This is a genomic window from Marisediminitalea alba, assembly GCF_002993365.1.
Taxonomy (GTDB): Bacteria; Pseudomonadota; Gammaproteobacteria; order Enterobacterales; family Alteromonadaceae; genus Alteromonas; species Alteromonas alba.
The window spans coordinates 1-17,499 of sequence record NZ_PVNP01000152.1; the positions used below are offsets into that span (position 1 = coordinate 1).

Annotated in this window: 20 protein-coding genes and 1 pseudogene; 11 read left to right on the plus strand and 10 right to left on the minus strand. The window is 48.9% G+C overall.

What is annotated here, in order from left to right; genetic code table 11:
* Window positions 1–266: 266 nt before the first annotated feature.
* From C6Y40_RS13950 to C6Y40_RS13965, 4 genes are all read right to left on the minus strand, one after another.
* The gene (locus C6Y40_RS13950; protein WP_105935122.1) at window positions 267–992 is read right to left on the minus strand and encodes a 3TM-type holin; all 726 of its coding nucleotides are present in this window, start codon (window positions 990–992) and stop codon (window positions 267–269) included.
* A gap of 12 nt (window positions 993–1,004) precedes the next feature.
* Entirely contained in the window at window positions 1,005–1,544 is a 540-nt protein-coding gene (locus tag C6Y40_RS13955) for a glycoside hydrolase family 108 protein (RefSeq protein WP_105935123.1), read from the minus strand.
* A gap of 98 nt (window positions 1,545–1,642) precedes the next feature.
* Window positions 1,643–2,092, minus strand: a complete 450-nt coding sequence (locus C6Y40_RS13960; RefSeq protein WP_170308496.1) for a gamma-glutamylcyclotransferase family protein — start codon at window positions 2,090–2,092, stop codon at window positions 1,643–1,645.
* On the minus strand, window positions 2,061–2,702 hold the full coding sequence (locus tag C6Y40_RS13965; RefSeq protein WP_105935125.1) for an MOSC domain-containing protein: 642 nt from the start codon (window positions 2,700–2,702) through the stop codon (window positions 2,061–2,063). The genes C6Y40_RS13960 and C6Y40_RS13965 overlap by 32 nt, the downstream gene beginning before the upstream one ends.
* A 194-nt stretch (window positions 2,703–2,896) precedes the next feature.
* Between C6Y40_RS13965 and C6Y40_RS13970 the strand changes: the two genes are divergently transcribed.
* From C6Y40_RS13970 to C6Y40_RS13985, 4 genes are all read left to right on the plus strand, one after another.
* Window positions 2,897–3,472, plus strand: coding sequence for an RNA polymerase sigma factor (locus tag C6Y40_RS13970; protein WP_105935126.1), 576 nt, complete (start codon window positions 2,897–2,899; stop codon window positions 3,470–3,472).
* Window positions 3,465–3,950 carry a hypothetical protein gene (locus C6Y40_RS13975; protein WP_105935127.1) on the plus strand — a complete coding sequence of 162 codons (486 nt, stop codon included), beginning with the start codon at window positions 3,465–3,467 and terminating at the stop codon, window positions 3,948–3,950. The genes C6Y40_RS13970 and C6Y40_RS13975 overlap by 8 nt, the downstream gene beginning before the upstream one ends.
* A 10-nt stretch (window positions 3,951–3,960) precedes the next feature.
* Window positions 3,961–4,941, plus strand: a complete 981-nt coding sequence (locus tag C6Y40_RS13980; RefSeq protein WP_105935128.1) for a DUF4097 family beta strand repeat-containing protein — start codon at window positions 3,961–3,963, stop codon at window positions 4,939–4,941.
* A 259-nt stretch (window positions 4,942–5,200) separates the two neighbouring features.
* Entirely contained in the window at window positions 5,201–5,452 is a 252-nt protein-coding gene (locus tag C6Y40_RS13985; protein WP_105935129.1) for a hypothetical protein, read from the plus strand.
* A 21-nt stretch (window positions 5,453–5,473) separates the two neighbouring features.
* Here the strand turns inward: C6Y40_RS13985 and C6Y40_RS24785 are convergent, their stop codons facing one another.
* Window positions 5,474–5,629: a hypothetical protein gene (locus C6Y40_RS24785; protein ID WP_170308497.1), complete on the minus strand. Its 156-nt coding sequence runs from the start codon at window positions 5,627–5,629 to the stop codon at window positions 5,474–5,476.
* 47 nt (window positions 5,630–5,676) lie between these two features.
* Between C6Y40_RS24785 and C6Y40_RS24790 the strand changes: the two genes are divergently transcribed.
* The 4 genes and pseudogenes from C6Y40_RS24790 to C6Y40_RS14005 all read left to right on the plus strand — a co-directional run bounded on the left by C6Y40_RS24790 (window position 5,677) and on the right by C6Y40_RS14005 (window position 9,689).
* Window positions 5,677–5,823 (plus strand): type 2 periplasmic-binding domain-containing protein, encoded by a 147-nt coding sequence (locus C6Y40_RS24790; protein WP_170308498.1) that lies wholly within the window; start codon window positions 5,677–5,679, stop codon window positions 5,821–5,823.
* A 15-nt stretch (window positions 5,824–5,838) separates the two neighbouring features.
* Window positions 5,839–6,261: pseudogene (locus C6Y40_RS13995) on the plus strand (LysR substrate-binding domain-containing protein); the annotation flags it as partial.
* A 70-nt stretch (window positions 6,262–6,331) separates the two neighbouring features.
* Entirely contained in the window at window positions 6,332–7,954 is a 1,623-nt protein-coding gene (locus tag C6Y40_RS14000) for a BamA/TamA family outer membrane protein (RefSeq protein WP_105935132.1), read from the plus strand.
* Window positions 7,955–8,006: 52 nt separating this feature from the next.
* Window positions 8,007–9,689, plus strand: a complete 1,683-nt coding sequence (locus C6Y40_RS14005; protein ID WP_105935133.1) for a phosphoethanolamine transferase — start codon at window positions 8,007–8,009, stop codon at window positions 9,687–9,689.
* 16 nt (window positions 9,690–9,705) lie between these two features.
* Here the strand turns inward: C6Y40_RS14005 and C6Y40_RS14010 are convergent, their stop codons facing one another.
* A complete protein-coding gene (locus tag C6Y40_RS14010; RefSeq protein WP_105935134.1) occupies window positions 9,706–10,893 on the minus strand; it encodes an NHL repeat-containing protein in 1,188 nt (395 codons plus the stop codon).
* A 150-nt stretch (window positions 10,894–11,043) separates the two neighbouring features.
* On the opposite strand from C6Y40_RS14010, the gene dnaB reads away from it, so the two are divergent.
* Entirely contained in the window at window positions 11,044–12,432 is a 1,389-nt protein-coding gene (gene dnaB / locus C6Y40_RS14015; protein WP_105935178.1) for a replicative DNA helicase, read from the plus strand.
* 8 nt (window positions 12,433–12,440) lie between these two features.
* Here the strand turns inward: dnaB and C6Y40_RS14020 are convergent, their stop codons facing one another.
* Together C6Y40_RS14020 and C6Y40_RS14025 are read right to left on the minus strand one after the other, a co-directional pair.
* Window positions 12,441–12,758: a helix-turn-helix domain-containing protein gene (locus C6Y40_RS14020; RefSeq protein WP_105935135.1), complete on the minus strand. Its 318-nt coding sequence runs from the start codon at window positions 12,756–12,758 to the stop codon at window positions 12,441–12,443.
* Between the two features lie 11 nt (window positions 12,759–12,769).
* Window positions 12,770–13,201 carry a hypothetical protein gene (locus C6Y40_RS14025; protein ID WP_105935136.1) on the minus strand — a complete coding sequence of 144 codons (432 nt, stop codon included), beginning with the start codon at window positions 13,199–13,201 and terminating at the stop codon, window positions 12,770–12,772.
* 419 nt (window positions 13,202–13,620) lie between these two features.
* Between C6Y40_RS14025 and C6Y40_RS14030 the strand changes: the two genes are divergently transcribed.
* Window positions 13,621–14,370 carry an alpha/beta hydrolase family protein gene (locus tag C6Y40_RS14030; RefSeq protein WP_170308500.1) on the plus strand — a complete coding sequence of 250 codons (750 nt, stop codon included), beginning with the start codon at window positions 13,621–13,623 and terminating at the stop codon, window positions 14,368–14,370.
* Window positions 14,370–15,602, plus strand: a complete 1,233-nt coding sequence (gene kynU, locus C6Y40_RS14035; RefSeq protein WP_105935138.1) for a kynureninase — start codon at window positions 14,370–14,372, stop codon at window positions 15,600–15,602. The genes C6Y40_RS14030 and kynU overlap by 1 nt, the downstream gene beginning before the upstream one ends.
* 25 nt (window positions 15,603–15,627) lie before the next feature.
* Here kynU and C6Y40_RS14040 read toward each other — a convergent pair whose 3' ends face one another.
* Window positions 15,628–16,512, minus strand: coding sequence for a hypothetical protein (locus C6Y40_RS14040; RefSeq protein WP_105935139.1), 885 nt, complete (start codon window positions 16,510–16,512; stop codon window positions 15,628–15,630).
* 4 nt (window positions 16,513–16,516) lie between these two features.
* Complete coding sequence (locus tag C6Y40_RS14045; RefSeq protein WP_146129575.1) at window positions 16,517–17,497, minus strand: glycosyltransferase; 981 nt, start codon at window positions 17,495–17,497, stop codon at window positions 16,517–16,519.
* Between the last annotated feature and the right edge of the window lie 2 nt (window positions 17,498–17,499).

Here is a 17,499-nt window from a genome sequence, read left to right on the forward strand (position 1 = left end):
TAATCTGATGAAAGCAGGCCTTAGCGAGAGTCGGGCATGGTGGTCAGCGACAAACCAACGAGGTGCATGGTGGAATGCGGGGGCTAGCCATATGAATCAGGCCTTCAGAAAAGGGTGGTTCGATAAAATGGGGCTGGTATCACTGCTGGAGTGTCACCGACAGTTCCAGTGTTAATATGAACCGCCGTGGTACGGAACCGTATGCCCGGTGGTGTGAGAGGACGGGAGTTGTAAAACTCCCTCCTACTCGATTGTAATAATACTTTCTAGCGACGGCCCAGTTTTCGCGGGCCAAATCGGCGCCGCGATATCACCTGCTGTTCATCTTCCTGTTGCATCTCGGCGATCTTCGCCTGCAAGGCCTTTCTGCTCTGGCTATCTTCTGCGTTGGGTGCGCCGTCTTCCTTAACGTGGATCAGCGCTGCCTCCACCACAGGGTTAACCTGATTAGCCCGGGAGGTATCAAAATCGGACTCTTTCGCCAACGTATCGCCAAACACTTTGTCGGGCTCATCATTATTCATTTCCAGCTTTCTGAATTCTGCTTTGGTTTCTATCAGTGCTTTAACTGCCTGGGCCTGGGTCTCACTAAACTTAAACTGCTGGCTTTTAAGCTGCATTCTGCCACCGAAATAAAAGGCAATAATCACGCTTAGTAAGGTCCAGTAGCCGTCGGGTATTGAACTTAAGGCCAGGGTTATCTCGGCAAGGTGGGTAGGCGAAAAATAAGCGATCACAAAAATGAACAGGATCAGTGACACTATCATGGGCCGGATAAGGCGGTTAAATGCATCGGCCAGTGAATCTGCCCAGGTGCGGTTTTGGCGGGCATTAAACTCGGCCTGATAAGTTTTTAACAGCGCCATTTGTTCGTCGGCGGAACGTTGTGCGTCTTTTTCCTTGTTAGACGTAAATACGCCGGCGACGGTCTCCACACCTTTGGATACGGAGTCGGTGATTGCCGAGATGGGGTTTTCGAATAGTTTGCTCATAATGGTTCTGCCTTATGCCACGCGGTAATCAGGTAAGAAACTTCTGGCTCTGGCCAGCCAGCCTTTAAGAAAACCATTCTGACTGGCGTCATTGGTGACAATATCGGCGTAAAACATCTGGCGCTCTTCAACCAGTGCGACGATCATCCAGTCGCCCAGTTCCTGTAAACACGCATAGGCCTGGGCTTTACTTTTAGGTCCCATAAGGCCATCTACCACTAACGGGCCATAACCTGCGTCATTACAGACTTCCTGTAAAAATTTGATGGCTCGCCGCGGCCCGTGATTTACTGCACTGTCGAACAGGAAAGGCTGGATAGGCGGCGGAAGTTTATCGATGCGTGGCACGCGGTAATAATTGAGCTCGTAGATGTCTCTGGCGGTTTCCACATCCAGTGCTTTTACCATATCAGCTGTAACGGCCACTTCCAGGTAGCGGGAGAGGGTTTTTTGGGTAATGCCGAAATTAGTGGGGCCGCCGCGATCTGCCGGATGGTTCACATAGCCGCCTTCTTTAACCAGTATCTCGTCTATCATCGTTTCTACATCCATGTTGCCTCCGACTTTTCTGTGTTGTGGTTAATAATTAAACACACAAACCGGGGTATTTGCCACCTTTGTGATGAATTAATGTACAGTGCGTGAGGCGGTTAAGCCTGAAAGAGATGACGATAACGGCGAAGCACCAGAGGGGCACTGGTGTGGGTAGTATAGAGTAACTCCGGACAGGAGCGGCCTTTACCTTGCCGGCGGGTGTAAACCCAGGTCTGGATGGCTTTGTTGCGTGAGCGCAGACAAACCCTTTCCCGCCGGTAGTAGGGGATGTCCTCCCAGTTGTCTGCCGCTTTGAGTTGTTCAGGGGTGAGCCAGAGGAGTGAGCCGCGTACGCTTTGGTGCGGCGAAGGCTGAATAAGCCGATAGCCATCGTAGCCCATGCGCAAGCGCCAACCGTGCAAAACTGCGGGTGAGGCGGTGAACTTGCGGCCAAATAAGTGGCGTTGGTAGCGCGGCAGCAGCAATGTGCCGTAACAAAATACTGCTGCCAGTTTGCTTGGCAGTGCCAGGGGATCAGCGCCCGGCTTTAGCCATGGCTTTTTCACACTTGTCGCGCCACTCAGCATCCAGCACCTCAAGGCCAACATAATCGCTGGCTCTGGCAAAATAGTCAGGGTTGTAAACGCTGCGCATCAGCTCGCCGACGCTAACCGTTTTCGCTTGCCTGCTTTCAAGAGCAACGCTATCGCCGGTATGAATAATGCCGGTTCGCAAAACCCGGTAATACCAGCCGGTAATGCCGTGGTTGCCAGTAAAGCGATCGAGATTAGGTGTGTTAAAACGGTGGTTAATTTTATTACAGGGCGCGCGCGGGGCTCCTACTTGTACAACGACTTCACCAAAGGCGTAGATATCACCAATCATTACAGTTTCATCGGTCATGCCCTCAACCGTAAGGTTTTCACCAATGCTGCCGGCTATGGTCTGCCCAGCCAGGGCCGGATAGTGTTGCTTTATTAACTCGTAACCTGCCAGACTGTACTGATGAAGCACTTTTTCCGGGCCGCCATGTAAGCGCTTATTGGCCTGGGTGTCTTCGTCGGTTCTGTCGTGATGAACGGTAAGAAAATAAGCCGGCTGTTTACAGATGGCTGAAAGCGCTTTTCTTGGCCCGAGCGGCGCGGGTTTCCCGGCATATAACGCGGCTACTTGCATAATGGTTCCTTATAAATGGCTGTGGCAGTATCCAGACGTAAACCAGTATAGCGAAATTGGTGGCAATACTTCAGCCGGCAGAACGGCTTAGTGAAAAAAATACAGTCATTTATATTCGGCATTTAAACCTTTCGGTTCAACCGGGCGACAAAGCTTTTGACAACACTAATGATAAGTAAGCAGACACACTCAGTATGACGATAGAACAGGGAAATGTAGTAAATGCCGAGGCGGCATTTACCCAACATCAACTGCAGCAGCAAATTGAAGCGGCACAGCAGGGTGATATGGTTGCCTACAGGCAATTGTACGACCGGTTTGTAGGCAAGGTGTATGCGTTGAGCTATCGGTTAACCGGCGATGCTGCGATGGCAGAAGATGCTACCCAGGAAGTGTTTGTGCAGGTATGGCAGAAGTTAGGCAATTTTTCAGGCAAGAGCCAGTTTGCCACCTGGCTCCATAGCGTAACTGCCAACATCACCATTAGCTATCTGCGCAAGCAAAGAGGGTGGTTAAAACGGGTGTTTTCTATGGAGCCGGAAACGGAGCAGCAATTACTGGCTGAACCGGCAACCGACCTTACGCAACTGGACAAATGTATTGTGAGATTACCGGAGCGGGCGCGGCTGGTGTTTGTGCTGCACGCGGTGGAAGGGTATCGGCATGAGGAAATTGGCCGCATGCTCAACATGGCCACCGGTACCAGTAAGGCCCAGTATCACCGGGCCAGAACATTATTAGAGGAATGGTTGGGAGAAGGCAGTGAATAATCATCCGGACAATTTAAAGCAACAACTCGACAAGCTGCCCGAGGATATTAAGCCATCACGGGATTTATGGCAGGGCATCGAACTGGCCATTACCCACGATACGCCCGCAAAACCGGCGCGTTCCAGATGGCCGCTGGCGGCTGCAGCTGGCTTGGTTTTACCGGCAGTACTGGTGTGGCTGTTTATGAACGGTGGTCATCAACCGGTTGGCTCTACCAATCCAACCGTGGTTGCCCAGATGAGTAAACAATTTGAATCGCAGAAGGCTTCATTACTGGTGGCTTACCGCGACCAAAACGCCGTGGCTGATAACTGGCAGGGGCAACTGGCTGAACTTGAGTCGGCAGCTGATGCAATAAAGGCCGCTTTAAAAAACGATCCGAATAACATGGCGCTCTTGCGAATGCTGCAAAGCGTGTATCAACAACAGATTGACCTTATTGAGCGAGTGCACGCGCCCAAATGGCAACAAATTTAATAGGTGAATTATGCAATCTTTAACGACTACACAATGTTTGAAGAAACTTTGCTGGGGCGCAGCAATAGCTGGCGCACTGCTATCTGCAAATGCTTTTGCGCAGGAAAAAATCGATCGGGTGCTGGATACCGACAGCAAGCCCTTTGTGGAAATGGAACACGTATATGGCAAGGCCGACATTAAAACCTGGGATAAAAATCAGGTCAGAATCACCGGTACTTTGGGTGAGCTGACTGAGGAGTTTACCTTCGAAAAACGCGGTAATTCCGTGGTAATTGATGTAGAGGTTAAAAAAAATCACTATCGCTGGGAAGATAAAGACGAAGCGAAGGACAATCTAACCGTTTATGTGCCAGTAGGCAGCCGCTTTGCCTATGAAACGGTTAATGCGAATGTAAAAATAGAAGGGCCGCAGGGCGGAACATCCATTGAAGTGGTCAACGGTGATATTGAGGGCCGTAATCTGGGTGGCAAGGTTAACGTTGAATCAGTAAACGGTGATATCGAACTTAAAGGAATTACCAGCATGCTGACTGTTGAAGCGGTTAACGGCGACATTGAAGTGGATCACGACAGCACAGAACCGCTCGAGGTAGTGAGTGTTAACGGTAAAATTGATGTGCGCAGCAATAGCCGCGAAGTGAGCGTAGAAACGGTGAACGGTGATTCATCCCTGGAGCTGGTTGAGGTAGACGATCTGGAGATGACCTCAGTGAACGGCGATGCGCGGGTATCGATGAGCCTGGCGGATAATGCCGATGTGGAAGTTGATACCGTGGGGGGGAGCATTACGTTGAGCTTCAGTGGCGATGTGTCGGCCCGTTTTGAACTGGAAGCGCATGCAGGCGGTAGCATTCGTAATCACATCAACGATAGTAAAGTCAGCAAGGCCAAATACGGCCCGGGCCAGTGGATAGATTTCACCGAGGGCAACGGCAATAGCCGGGTAAGAGTCTCCACAGTAAACGGTCGCGTAACGGTAGCTAAATGAATGAGCGACGCTGTCGCTCATTCACCCCGGAGATTTCGTAAGAAATCATCCGGGCTCTCTTTTGCCGTCATACCGAAAGATACGCAGTATCTATCCGGTATCTCCCTAATAGTCTTACTCATCCAAAAGAACATTTAAAGGTAGTCAGGCTGTTAAGGAGATACCGGCTAGGGGCGGGTACTACGGAAAGAAATGTGCCCCGGGACCTCAATGGAAATATTTGTTACCCTGACCGGCCTGTTAACCACTGCGTAATTTCATGGCAAAACCGAATAAAAAAGGGCCGGTAAAAACCGTCCAGATAGGCTGTTTACAGTGTAAAACTCCGCTTTTTAAGTACCGCAAGGGCGGTAAAGGTACGCTGGTGAAATGCTTTAAAGAGCGAATTGTTGAAGATCACACCGCAACACCTTGCCGGTGCCCGGGATGTGGTCAGGAATTTGCCCGGGAAACCCTTATTCGTGGCGTGCCCGCCTTCAAGATGATAGGCGGTAAAGTGCACATGAAGTGAAGCGGTTAAAGTTTTAGCGGGTTACTGGCTAAGCAGCGCTTTAACTTTATCGATGGGCAAAGCATGGGCTTTGCCTCGATGGCCGTCTACCTCTTCGGCCATCAGTAAACTGTTATAAATAGCTTCTTCGGCGCAGGGCTTCAGCGGTACTGAAAGCAATGAAGTAATCGCCGGCACCGTTGGTCAGGCTGGCGCCGGTGCTGGATAACTGGTTTTTCTGCTTTATGGATGCTTATCCAAATATCGCCCTCAAACTGAATTTGGTTAATAAGCAAATAGACCTGAAGCAGGAAGGCATTGATGTGGCTTTTCGGATAGGCAATCAGGGCGTCCAGGACTGGGTGGTACGAACTTTATTTTCGTCGACCTAGTCATTAGTTGCGGCGACAGAACTGCTGACCAGGTTACCTGAAATATCGCATCCTGATGAATTGCATCAACTCCCCTTACTCGCAGCCCGAAGCCTTTCTGCATGGCAACTGACCCATCAAAATGGCGAGCTGTTTGTTATTGATATTAGCTGCCGCCTGGTGGTTGATGAAATGAGCACCTTATTAAAAGCCATAAAGCGAGGCATGGGAGTGCGCCTGATGCCTGATTACATGCTGCCAAAAAATCTGGCAGATGCCGGACTAACCCGCCTGTTACCTACATGGCAAGCACCGGAGAAACCTGTGCAGATGCTGTATTCAGACCGTCAGTATATTCCGCGTAAGGTCCGCGTATTGATCGACAGTATGCTGCAACAGGCGGAGTTGTACTCACCCCGAGCCAGTGCTGACCCGGTAACTGTGTTAAGTCTGACTTAATAATCCTATGGCATAAATCATCTTATCCTCAGAGCAACTAAAATTTGTTGCCCATTGCGCGGTAAGGTTTATGCAACGTTCTATACATAATTATCGGCTTTGTACTGCCTTCGTTGTTTGTGGCCTGTTCAGTCACAACGCTGTTGGTGACGAGTTATTCTCTGATGAAGGCTGCGGCGCGGATGCTCCTCACGAACAACCGCAAAAGGTGGCTGAAATTGTTATTAACAGCCAGGATATTTTTGACGAGTCTAAAGCAGGTACCGGGTTTCTTCATCGTCTGGCTAATCGTTTCCATATTACTACCAATGCTGATGTCATCGCTGAACGCCTGCCCTTTAAAAAAGGCCAGCAAGTAACCCCTGAACAGCTCGCCGAAGCTGAGCGGATCATTCGTCGTGAGATGTATATTCGTGATGCGAGAGTCACCTATATTGATACCTGCAACATTGACGATATGGCCAGAATTCAGGTGGAAACCTGGGATAATTGGTCGTTGTTGCCGTCGTTGAGTTTTGGCCGTAAAGGCGGTAAAAACCGCTTCGAAGTGGGATTTAAGGACGATAATCTCTTTGGTCGCGGCATACACGCCAGTGTTGAATACAAAAGTGATGAGCAGCGCTCGGGCTTTCGTTTTGTTACTCGTGCACCCATCTCATTTATCCCGCATAGCAACGTCTTGCTGGATGTTGAAGACAACGACGATGGCAGCATTGTGCAATTTCAGTTTGATAAGCCTTTTTATCAGCTCTCAACCGAAAATCGCTTCCTGGCTAACTATTTGTCGTTCAAACGCGTGGATGAAATTTTCCAGAATGGCGGCACCCGTAATGTGTTTGAACATGAAGGTCATCAGTACGATCTGGCTTACGGATTTCTGTTAGAGCGTGAAGGTGACGATTTGCATCGGCTGACCTTCGGCGTCACCGACCAATTGGATAAATTTGCACAACCAGAGGACGGTATTGAGACCGGGTTCCGTCAGGTCATTCCGATGGAACGCCGTTTTGTGTATCCCTGGGTGGAGTACGAATATCTGCAAAATGATTTTAAGGTTCTGCAGGATATTTACCTGACTAACCAGAACGAAGATATCAATTTGGGATGGTCGGCAAAGGTAAAGCTCGGCTACGAGACTCATTCCCCGGACAGTTCAATGGGGATGCACCTTAATAGCTCCGTATCGCGGGGATACCTGTGGGATAGCAGTTTGTTACTGTTGGGCGCTGATTTGTCAGCCACGCTTGGCGTGCTGGAAGACGATTATTTTAGTGCCAGTCTCCATGGCGAATACTTTGACCGCTTGAGCAGCAAGTTCGCGTTTTACACTTCTGGCTTGTTGTCGATAAGCCAGCATCCGTTTTATGACCTGCCGGTTACCCTTGGTGGTGAGAGTGGCGTACGGGGTTATCCGCTGCAATATCAGCATGGAGATGACCGGGCTAAGGCATCGGTAGAACTTCGTTATTACCCCAAAATTAATATTTACCGCGTGCTGGATATGGGCATGGTGGCGTTTTTTGATGCCGGGAAAGCCTGGTCCGGTGAGAGCAGCCGCGATAACGAAGATGGCGGTGTGCTGGCCAGTACCGGGCTTGGGGCAAGGTTTTATTCCAATCGTTCCAGTCACCGCAATGTTATCCATGTGGATATGGCTTTCCCGCTCAGTAATGGCGAAAACGTCGATAGCTGACAGTGGCGACTGCAAGTAAAACAATCTTTTTAACCCTATTAAGCGAATGATAATGACAACTCAACCTGTATTCCGATTGCCAGCTATTCCAAAGTTCCAATGCAAAGCGGTGCATTTGTTACTACTGGTTAGTGTGGTGACTATCTTTTTGTTTAATCGAACGTTTCTGGCCATGTTCTGGTCCGGAGTGAATATCAGCTCGGCACATGACGTGCTGTTTGCTCTGAGTGTTCCGCTTTTTATGGTCATAGTAATGACCTTGCTAACGTCTTTGTTGTCACTGGTCGTGGGCTTGCGACTTGCCATAATGATTAACTTTGCGTTTGCTGCGCTGGTGAGTTATGCCACGTCTTCATTTGGCATTGTGTTTGATAAGGAAATGCTGCGCAATATTTTTGAAACCAATTCGCAGGAGGCGTTCAGTTATGTAAACTTATCGGTAATCGGTTATGGGTTACTGGCCGTGCTAGTGCCTGTGGTAATAATGATGAGGATTCGGTTTCGCGATACGTTTAAGCAGCGCGTAGTGTCGGTGTTTGCCGTGAATGTACTGGGGGTGCTGGGCGTTATTGCTATTGCTGCGCTGTTTTATAAAGACTATGCGGCGTTTTTTCGTAATCATAAGGAACTGACCAAATACATTACGCCGGTAGCGGCTTACGACTCTACCTATAAATATGTGCGTGATACTTACTTTACTGAGCCTACGCCGTTTAAAATGCTCGATCCGGCTCCACAGCTTAACCCCTATGTCGCCAACTCAACTACGCTCACAGTAATGGTGGTGGGGGAAACCGCCAGGGCAGATCATTTTCAGTTACAAGGCTATCCACGGGAGACTACGCCTAACCTGGATCGTGAAAAGGTGCATTACTTTAGCTCGGTCTCCTCATGTGGCACGGCTACGGCAGTTTCTGTGCCCTGTATGTTTTCGCGCTTAAACCGTGATGAGTACGATCACTTTACCGCAGAGCATCAGGATAACGCGCTGGATATTATTCAGCGAGCCGGTGTGGAGGTTGCCTGGGTTGATAATAACTCCAGTTGTAAAGGGGTTTGTAAGCGCGTACCCAGCTTTACTGTAGAGCCGAATGAGGACTCTGGTGAGTGCAATAAAGACACCTGTTACGACAGCGTACTGGTGACTGCGGTAAAACAATATATCACCCATTCAAACCGCCCTAACAAGTTGCTGGTACTGCATATGATTGGTTCGCACGGCCCGACATACTATCAACGCTACCCTGCAACCTTTAGGCGTTTCACACCGGATTGCCAGCAAAGTGATATTCAGAATTGCAGCAATGAGGCGCTGATTAATACTTACGATAACACGATTGCCTATACCGATTACGTTTTAGGTGAAATTATTGAGGTATTGAAGCACAGTGGCATCGATAACACCCAGCTTTTATATGTTTCTGATCACGGCGAATCTCTGGGCGAGTCAGGGTTATATCTACATGGTTTTCCCTACGCTCTGGCGCCTGAATCACAAACTCATGTGCCGATGCTGTTCTGGCAAAATCTGCAGTCTGATTATGCCGGGGTTAATCGGGATTGTGAGGGAAAATTCGCCTCACAAACCATCTCCCATGACAATGTTTTCGATATGCTGCTGGGCATGACCGGAGTGGAGTCGATTGCCTATCGGCCGGAGAATAATGCGTTTAGCCATTGTGACAAGTCACTGGCCGGTATATTAAGTGACTATCCGGTTGCTGCGGCACCGTAACCAGGCGCCGCTTCGACTATTGCTGAGTGACCAGCACCAGTTTTTGTACCCGTCGGCCGGTCGAGACTTCAGAGGTGTAGAGATTGCCCTGGCTGTCGGCCACCACGCTGTGTAACCAGGTAAACTGGCCGGGGTAACGGCCGGGGCGGCCAAAGCTGCCAAGCACTTCATAGGTCTCGTGCCAGAGTACCCAGATACGGCCGTTCATCATATCGGCTACATACATGTATTGGTTGTCCGGTGAGAAGGCTACATCGGTGGCAGTGCCAAGGCCCATGGTTTCGCCAGCAATCACTAAGTCCCGCACAAAAACAGCCTTGCCGTTGGCATCGTTTCTAAACACCTGCAGGCGATTGTTGCGCCGATCGCACACATAAATCAGGCCGTTATCAGACTTTGTCACGCAGTGCACGATATCGCCAAAGTTGCGCGCATCGGTGTTGATTTTATCAGCCCCTGCGGTGGCCTGGGATACATCAAAATCGCCTGCGCGGGTTCCACCCCCAGGGATGGATGCATAAGCGCCCCAGTATTGTGAAAACGCATTGTCGATGGTGTTGAAACCGATAATACGTTTATTGATATAGCCGTCGGCGATAACCACTTCATTGGTGAAGGTATCGTGATAAATATCCGCCGGGTTGCCCAGCGATTGTTTGCTCTGGTTACCTTCTGTGCTGTTACGCGTACCAAACTGGCGAATGAATTTACCCTCCGCCGTAAAATTCAGTACCACGTGATCGCCTTTGCCGTTGCCGCCCAGCCAAACCGTATTGTTATCGTCTACAAATAAGCCGTGTACGGTTTGAGGCCACTGGTTAACCCCGTCAATCTCCGGCGCGATGGACTCGCCACCCCAGCTGTTTTTCACTTGTCCGGTTGGAGAGATTTGTACCACATGGGGAGCGGCTTCACAGCAAACGCCGGTAGGCGGCGTTTGTTCGAGTGCCAAATCAAGTGGGCTCAGCGAGTTGGGGCGGTGCAACAACCACAGGTTGTCGGCCTTATCCACCGCCAGCCCCGGCACCTGACCAATAATCCAGGTATCGGGCAAATCAGGCCAACTGGCATCCACTTTAAACACTGGCATCGGGCGCGACGCGCCTGGCTCGGGGTAACTCTCCAGCGCTACCAGTGTCTCACTGGCAGTCGCACTGATTGAAATAAGCCCGGAAATTAGCAGTAACAATGACGTTATCTTCATGACATTCCTGTTTGGCGAACGGCCTTGGTTTTGAACTTTAGTATATAGGCTTCGCCATGATAAAGGATCATTTTCCCCTAACAAACGATGCAAGCTAGCGCTAAATATCGCATAATAACCTCCTTGCAAATTATTCAGGTATATCGTCAGGTGAAAGTTGTTCCGGCCAGTTCCGATAAAAGCGTAGAAAAACTCAAGGTGCCGCCGCACAGCATAGAAGCTGAGCAGGCCGTGCTGGGTAGTATGCTAATCGATCCGGAATCCTGGGATAAGGTGTCTGAGCTGGTAACAGATGCCGAGTTTTATAACCGCTCGCATCAAATAGTATTTAAGGCGATCCTTGATTTGCTGGCGCAAAGTCAGCCGGTCGACCTGATTACCGTGTCAGAATTACTCGAAAACAACGATCAGCTCGAAGACGCAGGTGGCTTTGCCTATTTAGGTGAACTGGCCCGCAATACGCCAAGTTCTGCCAACGTTACCGCCTATGCAAAGATTATCCGTGAACGGGCTATCACCCGGGAGCTGATTGGCGTAGCCAACGAAATCGCCGAAGTGGGCTATAATCCGGAAGGTCGCGACAGCGCCGATATCCTGGATATGGCCGAGAGCAAGGTGTTTGAGATTGCGGAACGGCGCACTGGTGCCTCAGAAGGGCCACAGAGTATTGAGTCGGTGCTGGGTAAAACCATCGACCGTCTTGAAGCGCTGATTAAAGACAACCGGGAAGTCACCGGGGTAACCACCGGTTTTTCCGATCTGGATAAAAAAACCAGTGGTATGCAACCTTCCGATCTGATTATTGTTGCCGCCCGTCCCTCAATGGGTAAAACCACCTTCGCGATGAACCTGGCGGAAAATGCCATGCTGGCGGAAGACAAACCGGTACTGGTATTCAGCCTTGAGATGCCGTCGGAACAGATCATGATGCGTATGCTGGCATCACTCAGCCGGGTGGATCAAACTAAAATCCGTACCGCACAGCTCGACGATGAAGACTGGGCGCGTATTTCAAACACCATGGCGATGCTCAAAGAAAAAGACAATATCTATGTGGATGACTCCTCCGGCCTGACGCCCATGGACGTGCGTAGCCGCGCCAGAAAGCTGGCCCGGGAGCGCGGCGGACTAAGCATGATCATGGTGGATTACCTGCAGCTTATGCGGGTACCATCATTAAGCGACAACCGTACGCTGGAGATTGCGGAGATTTCACGCTCACTCAAAGCGCTGGCCAAAGAGCTGAACATCCCTGTTATCGCCCTTTCACAGCTTAACCGGAGCCTGGAACAACGGGCCGATAAACGTCCGGTTAACTCGGACCTGCGGGAATCCGGCTCAATCGAGCAGGATGCCGACTTAATCATGTTTATTTATCGTGATGAGGTGTATCACGAAAACAGTGAAGACAAAGGCGTGGCTGAAATTATTATTGGTAAGCAGCGTAACGGCCCCATCGGTACCTGTAGGCTCACCTTCCAGGGGCAGTTTTCACGCTTTGATAATTACGCGGGTCCCGCAGTACCGGATGAATATTAAAAGTACGGTTAAGCGCTTAACAACCAGTACATTAACGCACCACCGGTAAGGATCCCTATCAACAGAGCAAGCAGAACACTGAGTGTTTGTTTGCCAATGTTTATCGATTGCCAGCTCGACGAGTCAGCTTTGGGAACTACCAGTAAGGAACGCTGTGGTACTTCAAACACTGCGCTCAGGCTCATCACCGTTTCTGTGGCTGCGTTACCTTCTTTTTCTACCCGCTGAATGGTCCTCAGACTAACTCCGCATAGTTCGGCAAGTTGTTGCTGGGTCCATTGGTGTTGTTGTCGTAGCGCTTTTATCTGCAGCGCATCGATTTCCACAGCGCTGCTCCTTATGCAACCAGGTACTTGACTAGCGCAACCGCTGACAAACCAAATAAGAACCCAAACGCAAACATTTTCAAAATATTAAGCCAGCTGCGTTTGGATGATGAGACAAATGCTTTTGACTGAGACGCGAGTAATTCGCCGTTTTTAAACACTTCGCACTCCAGATTACCGCGCATTAAACTGGTAATATGGTACCGCACAAGGTACTTATGGCCGTTGTGTACAAAATGGTGTTCACTGACAGTTTTCAATAGTTCGCGTTTGCTCGATACCGGGTTATCGTTTACATAGACCGTTTCTTTTCCTGACCAGGCAGAGCCGTTCACGGCAATATCGGTATCGCCATCATTAAAATAAAACCAGTATCCATCGATGAAATTGGGTGATGCCATTGCTGCACTTTGGTTGTGTTTAGAAGAACTTAAGTGTGCCATATTCGGGACTCCATACCTATATAATAAGCTGTAATTTTCGTGTGTCGTAAGTACAAAGGCTGTGCTTAATTGACGCCACTATTGCAGCATGATTATCCGGCGAAACGTGACGACAACGGGGCGACTACATACCGACTGGCATATGACAGCGGTTATGACACTCATGTATTTCAATTGTCTAATTGGTTGTGAGTGCTTGCTAACTTTTTTCTGTCCGGAGGCAATTGACCTTGCTTATTGCACCGGTTTTTAATAGCCGTTACTCTGATGGCCGCTTAACTCCGGTATCCGGGAGTTACAGTGCGAGTATGTAACGGAGCAGAAGAGAAGCCCCTATGATAAGAATAATCAGCCTCCTGACCGTATTGGTCGCTTTGCAGGCATGTCAGACTTTACCGGACACTTCGAAGAACGAGGTAATGAATTTGCCCTATAGTGAAGTGGCTAGTCAGCGTTATCAGATTGCAGCGTCGAATATCGCTTATGCACACAGTTCATTGCAGCGCATTTACTACTGGCCAGCTCAGGTAAAAACCCAAAGTGCACTCATTTTTATCCACGGTGGTTGCTGGCTGAATGCTTATGATTTCACCCATGCGCGCGGACTTTTTACGGCGCTGGCAAAACAGGGCGTGGCTACCTTTGCCATTGAGTATCGCCGAACAGGCGATGCGGGTGGCGGTTGGCCGGGCACGTTAACCGATATTCAACAGGCCTTGCCGGCAGTTAAACAATGGCTGGATGAAAAAGCTTTGGGTGACGTACCCGTTTACCTGGCTGGTCACTCGGCAGGTGGACACCTGGCTTTGCTGGCTGCGCAGTCCTTAACGTTCCCGGTTGAGAAAGTTATTGGCCTGGCCGCCATCACTGACCCGGCTTCCTACGCCACGGGAACCAACAGTTGTCAAAATGCTACGCCGCGTTTCTTTAACGGCATGCCAGATGAGTTACCAGAAGCGTACGCGGCGGCAACGCCGGTTACTGCTAAGATATCTGCTCCGATTATTTTGCTCCAGGGCGATGCTGATACTATCGTCCCTTTAACGCAAAGCGAGCTGGCAGGCAGCGAAGCGATAATCAGTGAGGGAGCAGGTCATTTCGACTGGTTGCACAGCGCCACGCCTGCTTATCAGCTGTTTCTCAATCAATTACTTAAAGAGGGCAGATAATGTTGAGCATAGCGCAGAACCTGGACAGGCAGGATGCCCTTGCCGCACTACGGCAGCAGTTTTATCTGCCTCAAGGCACTATTTATCTGGATGGCAATTCGTTGGGGGCACTACCTGTGGCGGCCAAAGAACGGGCTGTTGAAGTTGTGAATCAGCAGTGGGGGCAGGACCTCATTACCAGTTGGAATAAACACGCCTGGATCGATTTGCCCCTGCACTGTGGTGAACTGATTGCGCCGTTGATTGGTGCGGCGCCCGGCCAGGTAATTTGTTGTGATTCCATATCGGTTAACTTGTTTAAAGTATTAAGTGCTGCCCTGCAAATGCAGAAAGGCCGAAGCAAAGTGATTACCACCGTTGATAACTTTCCTACCGATATTTATGTCATTGAGGGGCTCAGGCAACAACTGGGCGAGGTTTCCTGTGAGCTGGTATTGAGTGAGGAAAGTGAGATTGAGACGCAACTGGATGAACGTATCGCCATCCTGTTGCTGACTCAGGTGAACTTTCGAAGCGGACGTTTACTGGATATGCGACGCATAACTGAACTGGCCCATGAAAAAGGAATTCTGGTGGTTTGGGATCTGGCTCACTCTGCTGGCGCACTGCCGGTAAAACTGGATGGCTGTAATGCCGACTTCGCTGTTGGTTGTACTTACAAATATCTGAACGGCGGTCCTGGTGCGCCTGCATTTATTTATGTGGCTCAGCGCCATCAGGGCGAATTTCAACAACCCATAAGCGGCTGGATGGGACATGCTGCGCCCTTTAGCTTTAATTCCGCTTACGCGCCTGTGCCAGGTGTTAAGCAAAATCTTTCAGGTACTCCGGCAGTGATTGCAATGAGTGTATTAGAAGCAGCGCTGAATGTGTGGTCAGACGTAGACATGTTGCGGGTACGGCAGAAATCCATGGCAATGGGCGAATTTTTTCTGGAATGCCTGAAAGCCTGCGGCCTGGATGACGAGTTTGTCTGTGTTTCGCCTGATTCTGCGCTGGAAAGGGGCAGTCAACTGGCGTTTCAGCATCAGCATGCCTATGCGATTTGCCAGGCGTGGATTGACGCGGGTGTGATCGCGGATTTCAGGGCGCCAGATTTACTCAGGGTTGGCTTTACACCACTGTATATCAGCTTTGAAGAACTCTGGCAGGCTGTGAATAAATTAAAACTGATTATGGAAAACAAAGAATATTTACGCGACGCATATCAATCAATTCAAACGGTTACTTAACCCTAAAATTTCTGAATTAGATTGTCTATTGATTACGATACTTGTGAATAGCGCGCACTTGGCTCAGGGTAAACTGGCGCAGTGTGCTGAGTAAACCTTTTGACGGCGCAGCTTCTTCATAGTCGAGCAACTCACCCTGCGAGGCTAAAATTCTGGCTGAAATACTGTGCTCACACATTATCGCTGTCAGCTTTAATCTCAATAAATCTTTGTTAAAAGCTTCAAAGCTGCTGCTGTTGTACCATCCACCTGAAAACAACCAGCTGCCCACATAATAGGCTCCTGATTCATTATAAAACTGTTTCAATAATGAATACGAATCAGCTTGCCATGTAGAGACATTTTTGCATTCGCCAAAGACTTTTTGACATTGATCAACAAGTAAATTTGCCGCGCTGGCGTTTACCATGAATATTGCTGTTGCAACAAACGAAGGAAGGTTCATGCCCAGTATCGTGCATTCACGTTGAGCCATTTTATGAAGACTGCCACCTATTACGGGGACCGGTAGCTGACGGAGCTGAGCCGCTGCCTGAAGGTACTTCACTACCGACGACAGGTACAACGGATAATGACTAAATACAGTATCATTTAATAAAATGAAAGATGTTGACTCATCAATTTTTCTGTTTTCTCTTAGATAAGTGAGTCCTTCTACCCATCCAGAAAACTCAGCATTTTGATTGGTTCCTGTAACCCTATCTGCAGGATAATCCGCAAAGAATTCTTCAATTTTGACGGCGTCGTCATCTGCGGCGTTGTTTACAATCACAACTCCTTCTGCGCCAAATGTTTTGAATAGCTTAAATAAAGCTCTAAAACGTTTATGTTTCTCGGCTATCCGGGCAGATGAGTAAACAACAAATATTACCCAGTAGTTTTCCAGTGTTACCGTGCTCTTTCTTATCATTAGTTTAGCTATTTCCTGTCAATTGCTTGAGTTTTCTGCGCTCACCAATAGATAAAGAGTAGTATATTTTAGATAGAGGCCGGCTAACCTGGGGAATGATTGTATCGAACAAGAGTTTCCCCCAACGCTCAATAATACTATCGACAGAAAAATCGTTAGCCCGCACAGCACCATTACTAATCATTTTCCTATACATATCGGGGTTATTAATCAAATGATCAACAGCATCCATTAGTCCTCGTAAATTGCTCACTTCTATATAATCGAGCTCACTTTTTCTCAGTTCCTGATACGCTATTTCCGGACCAAGTATGCAAGGAACCTGAGCAGTCCAGCCATTTATTAGTTTCGAGGCAGGTTTATCCGGATAATTAAGGGCTAAATCCTGCCTTAAGGCCACAACAAGATCGGTTTCACTGTAATCATTCCAGTTAATCAAATCGTATCTGGCATCCAGACTATCCCATTGCTGACCGTCAGCTACCCATTGAATATTTCGCTGGGCTAAAAAAGTCTCCCATGCATCAGACTCAAGTATCGGGTTTAAATTGCTAAGAAAGCCTTTAAATGCAATGTTCTTAATCGTAGTGCCTCGGTCGCTGTTCCTCTGAATGATATTTGGCTGAGGCCAGTGTGGTATGAAAAAGAATTTCTTCGCATCAGAAAAGTGTTGATTTTGGAGGATCTCAAAATCAGAGAATTTGCTCTCTACCCGGTCCGCTCTAACCATCACTGTGACGATGCCTCTTGTTGAGGGAGCTTCGTTCCAGAAGGTGGTGAATTGCTCATAGTGCAGTACAACTATTCCGGACTTTGGTGGTTTTGATGTGGCGATTACCGGATAACCTGCTTTTTTTAGCCTAATGTAAGTTTGGACAATCCAGACTTTAGGTCCTGTGGCGAAATAACGCCAATCTTCTTCCAATTCCAATATTTCTGCTGCGGTATAATTGGCAAAGTCGGGATGATAAAAGTAAACCTCCACAC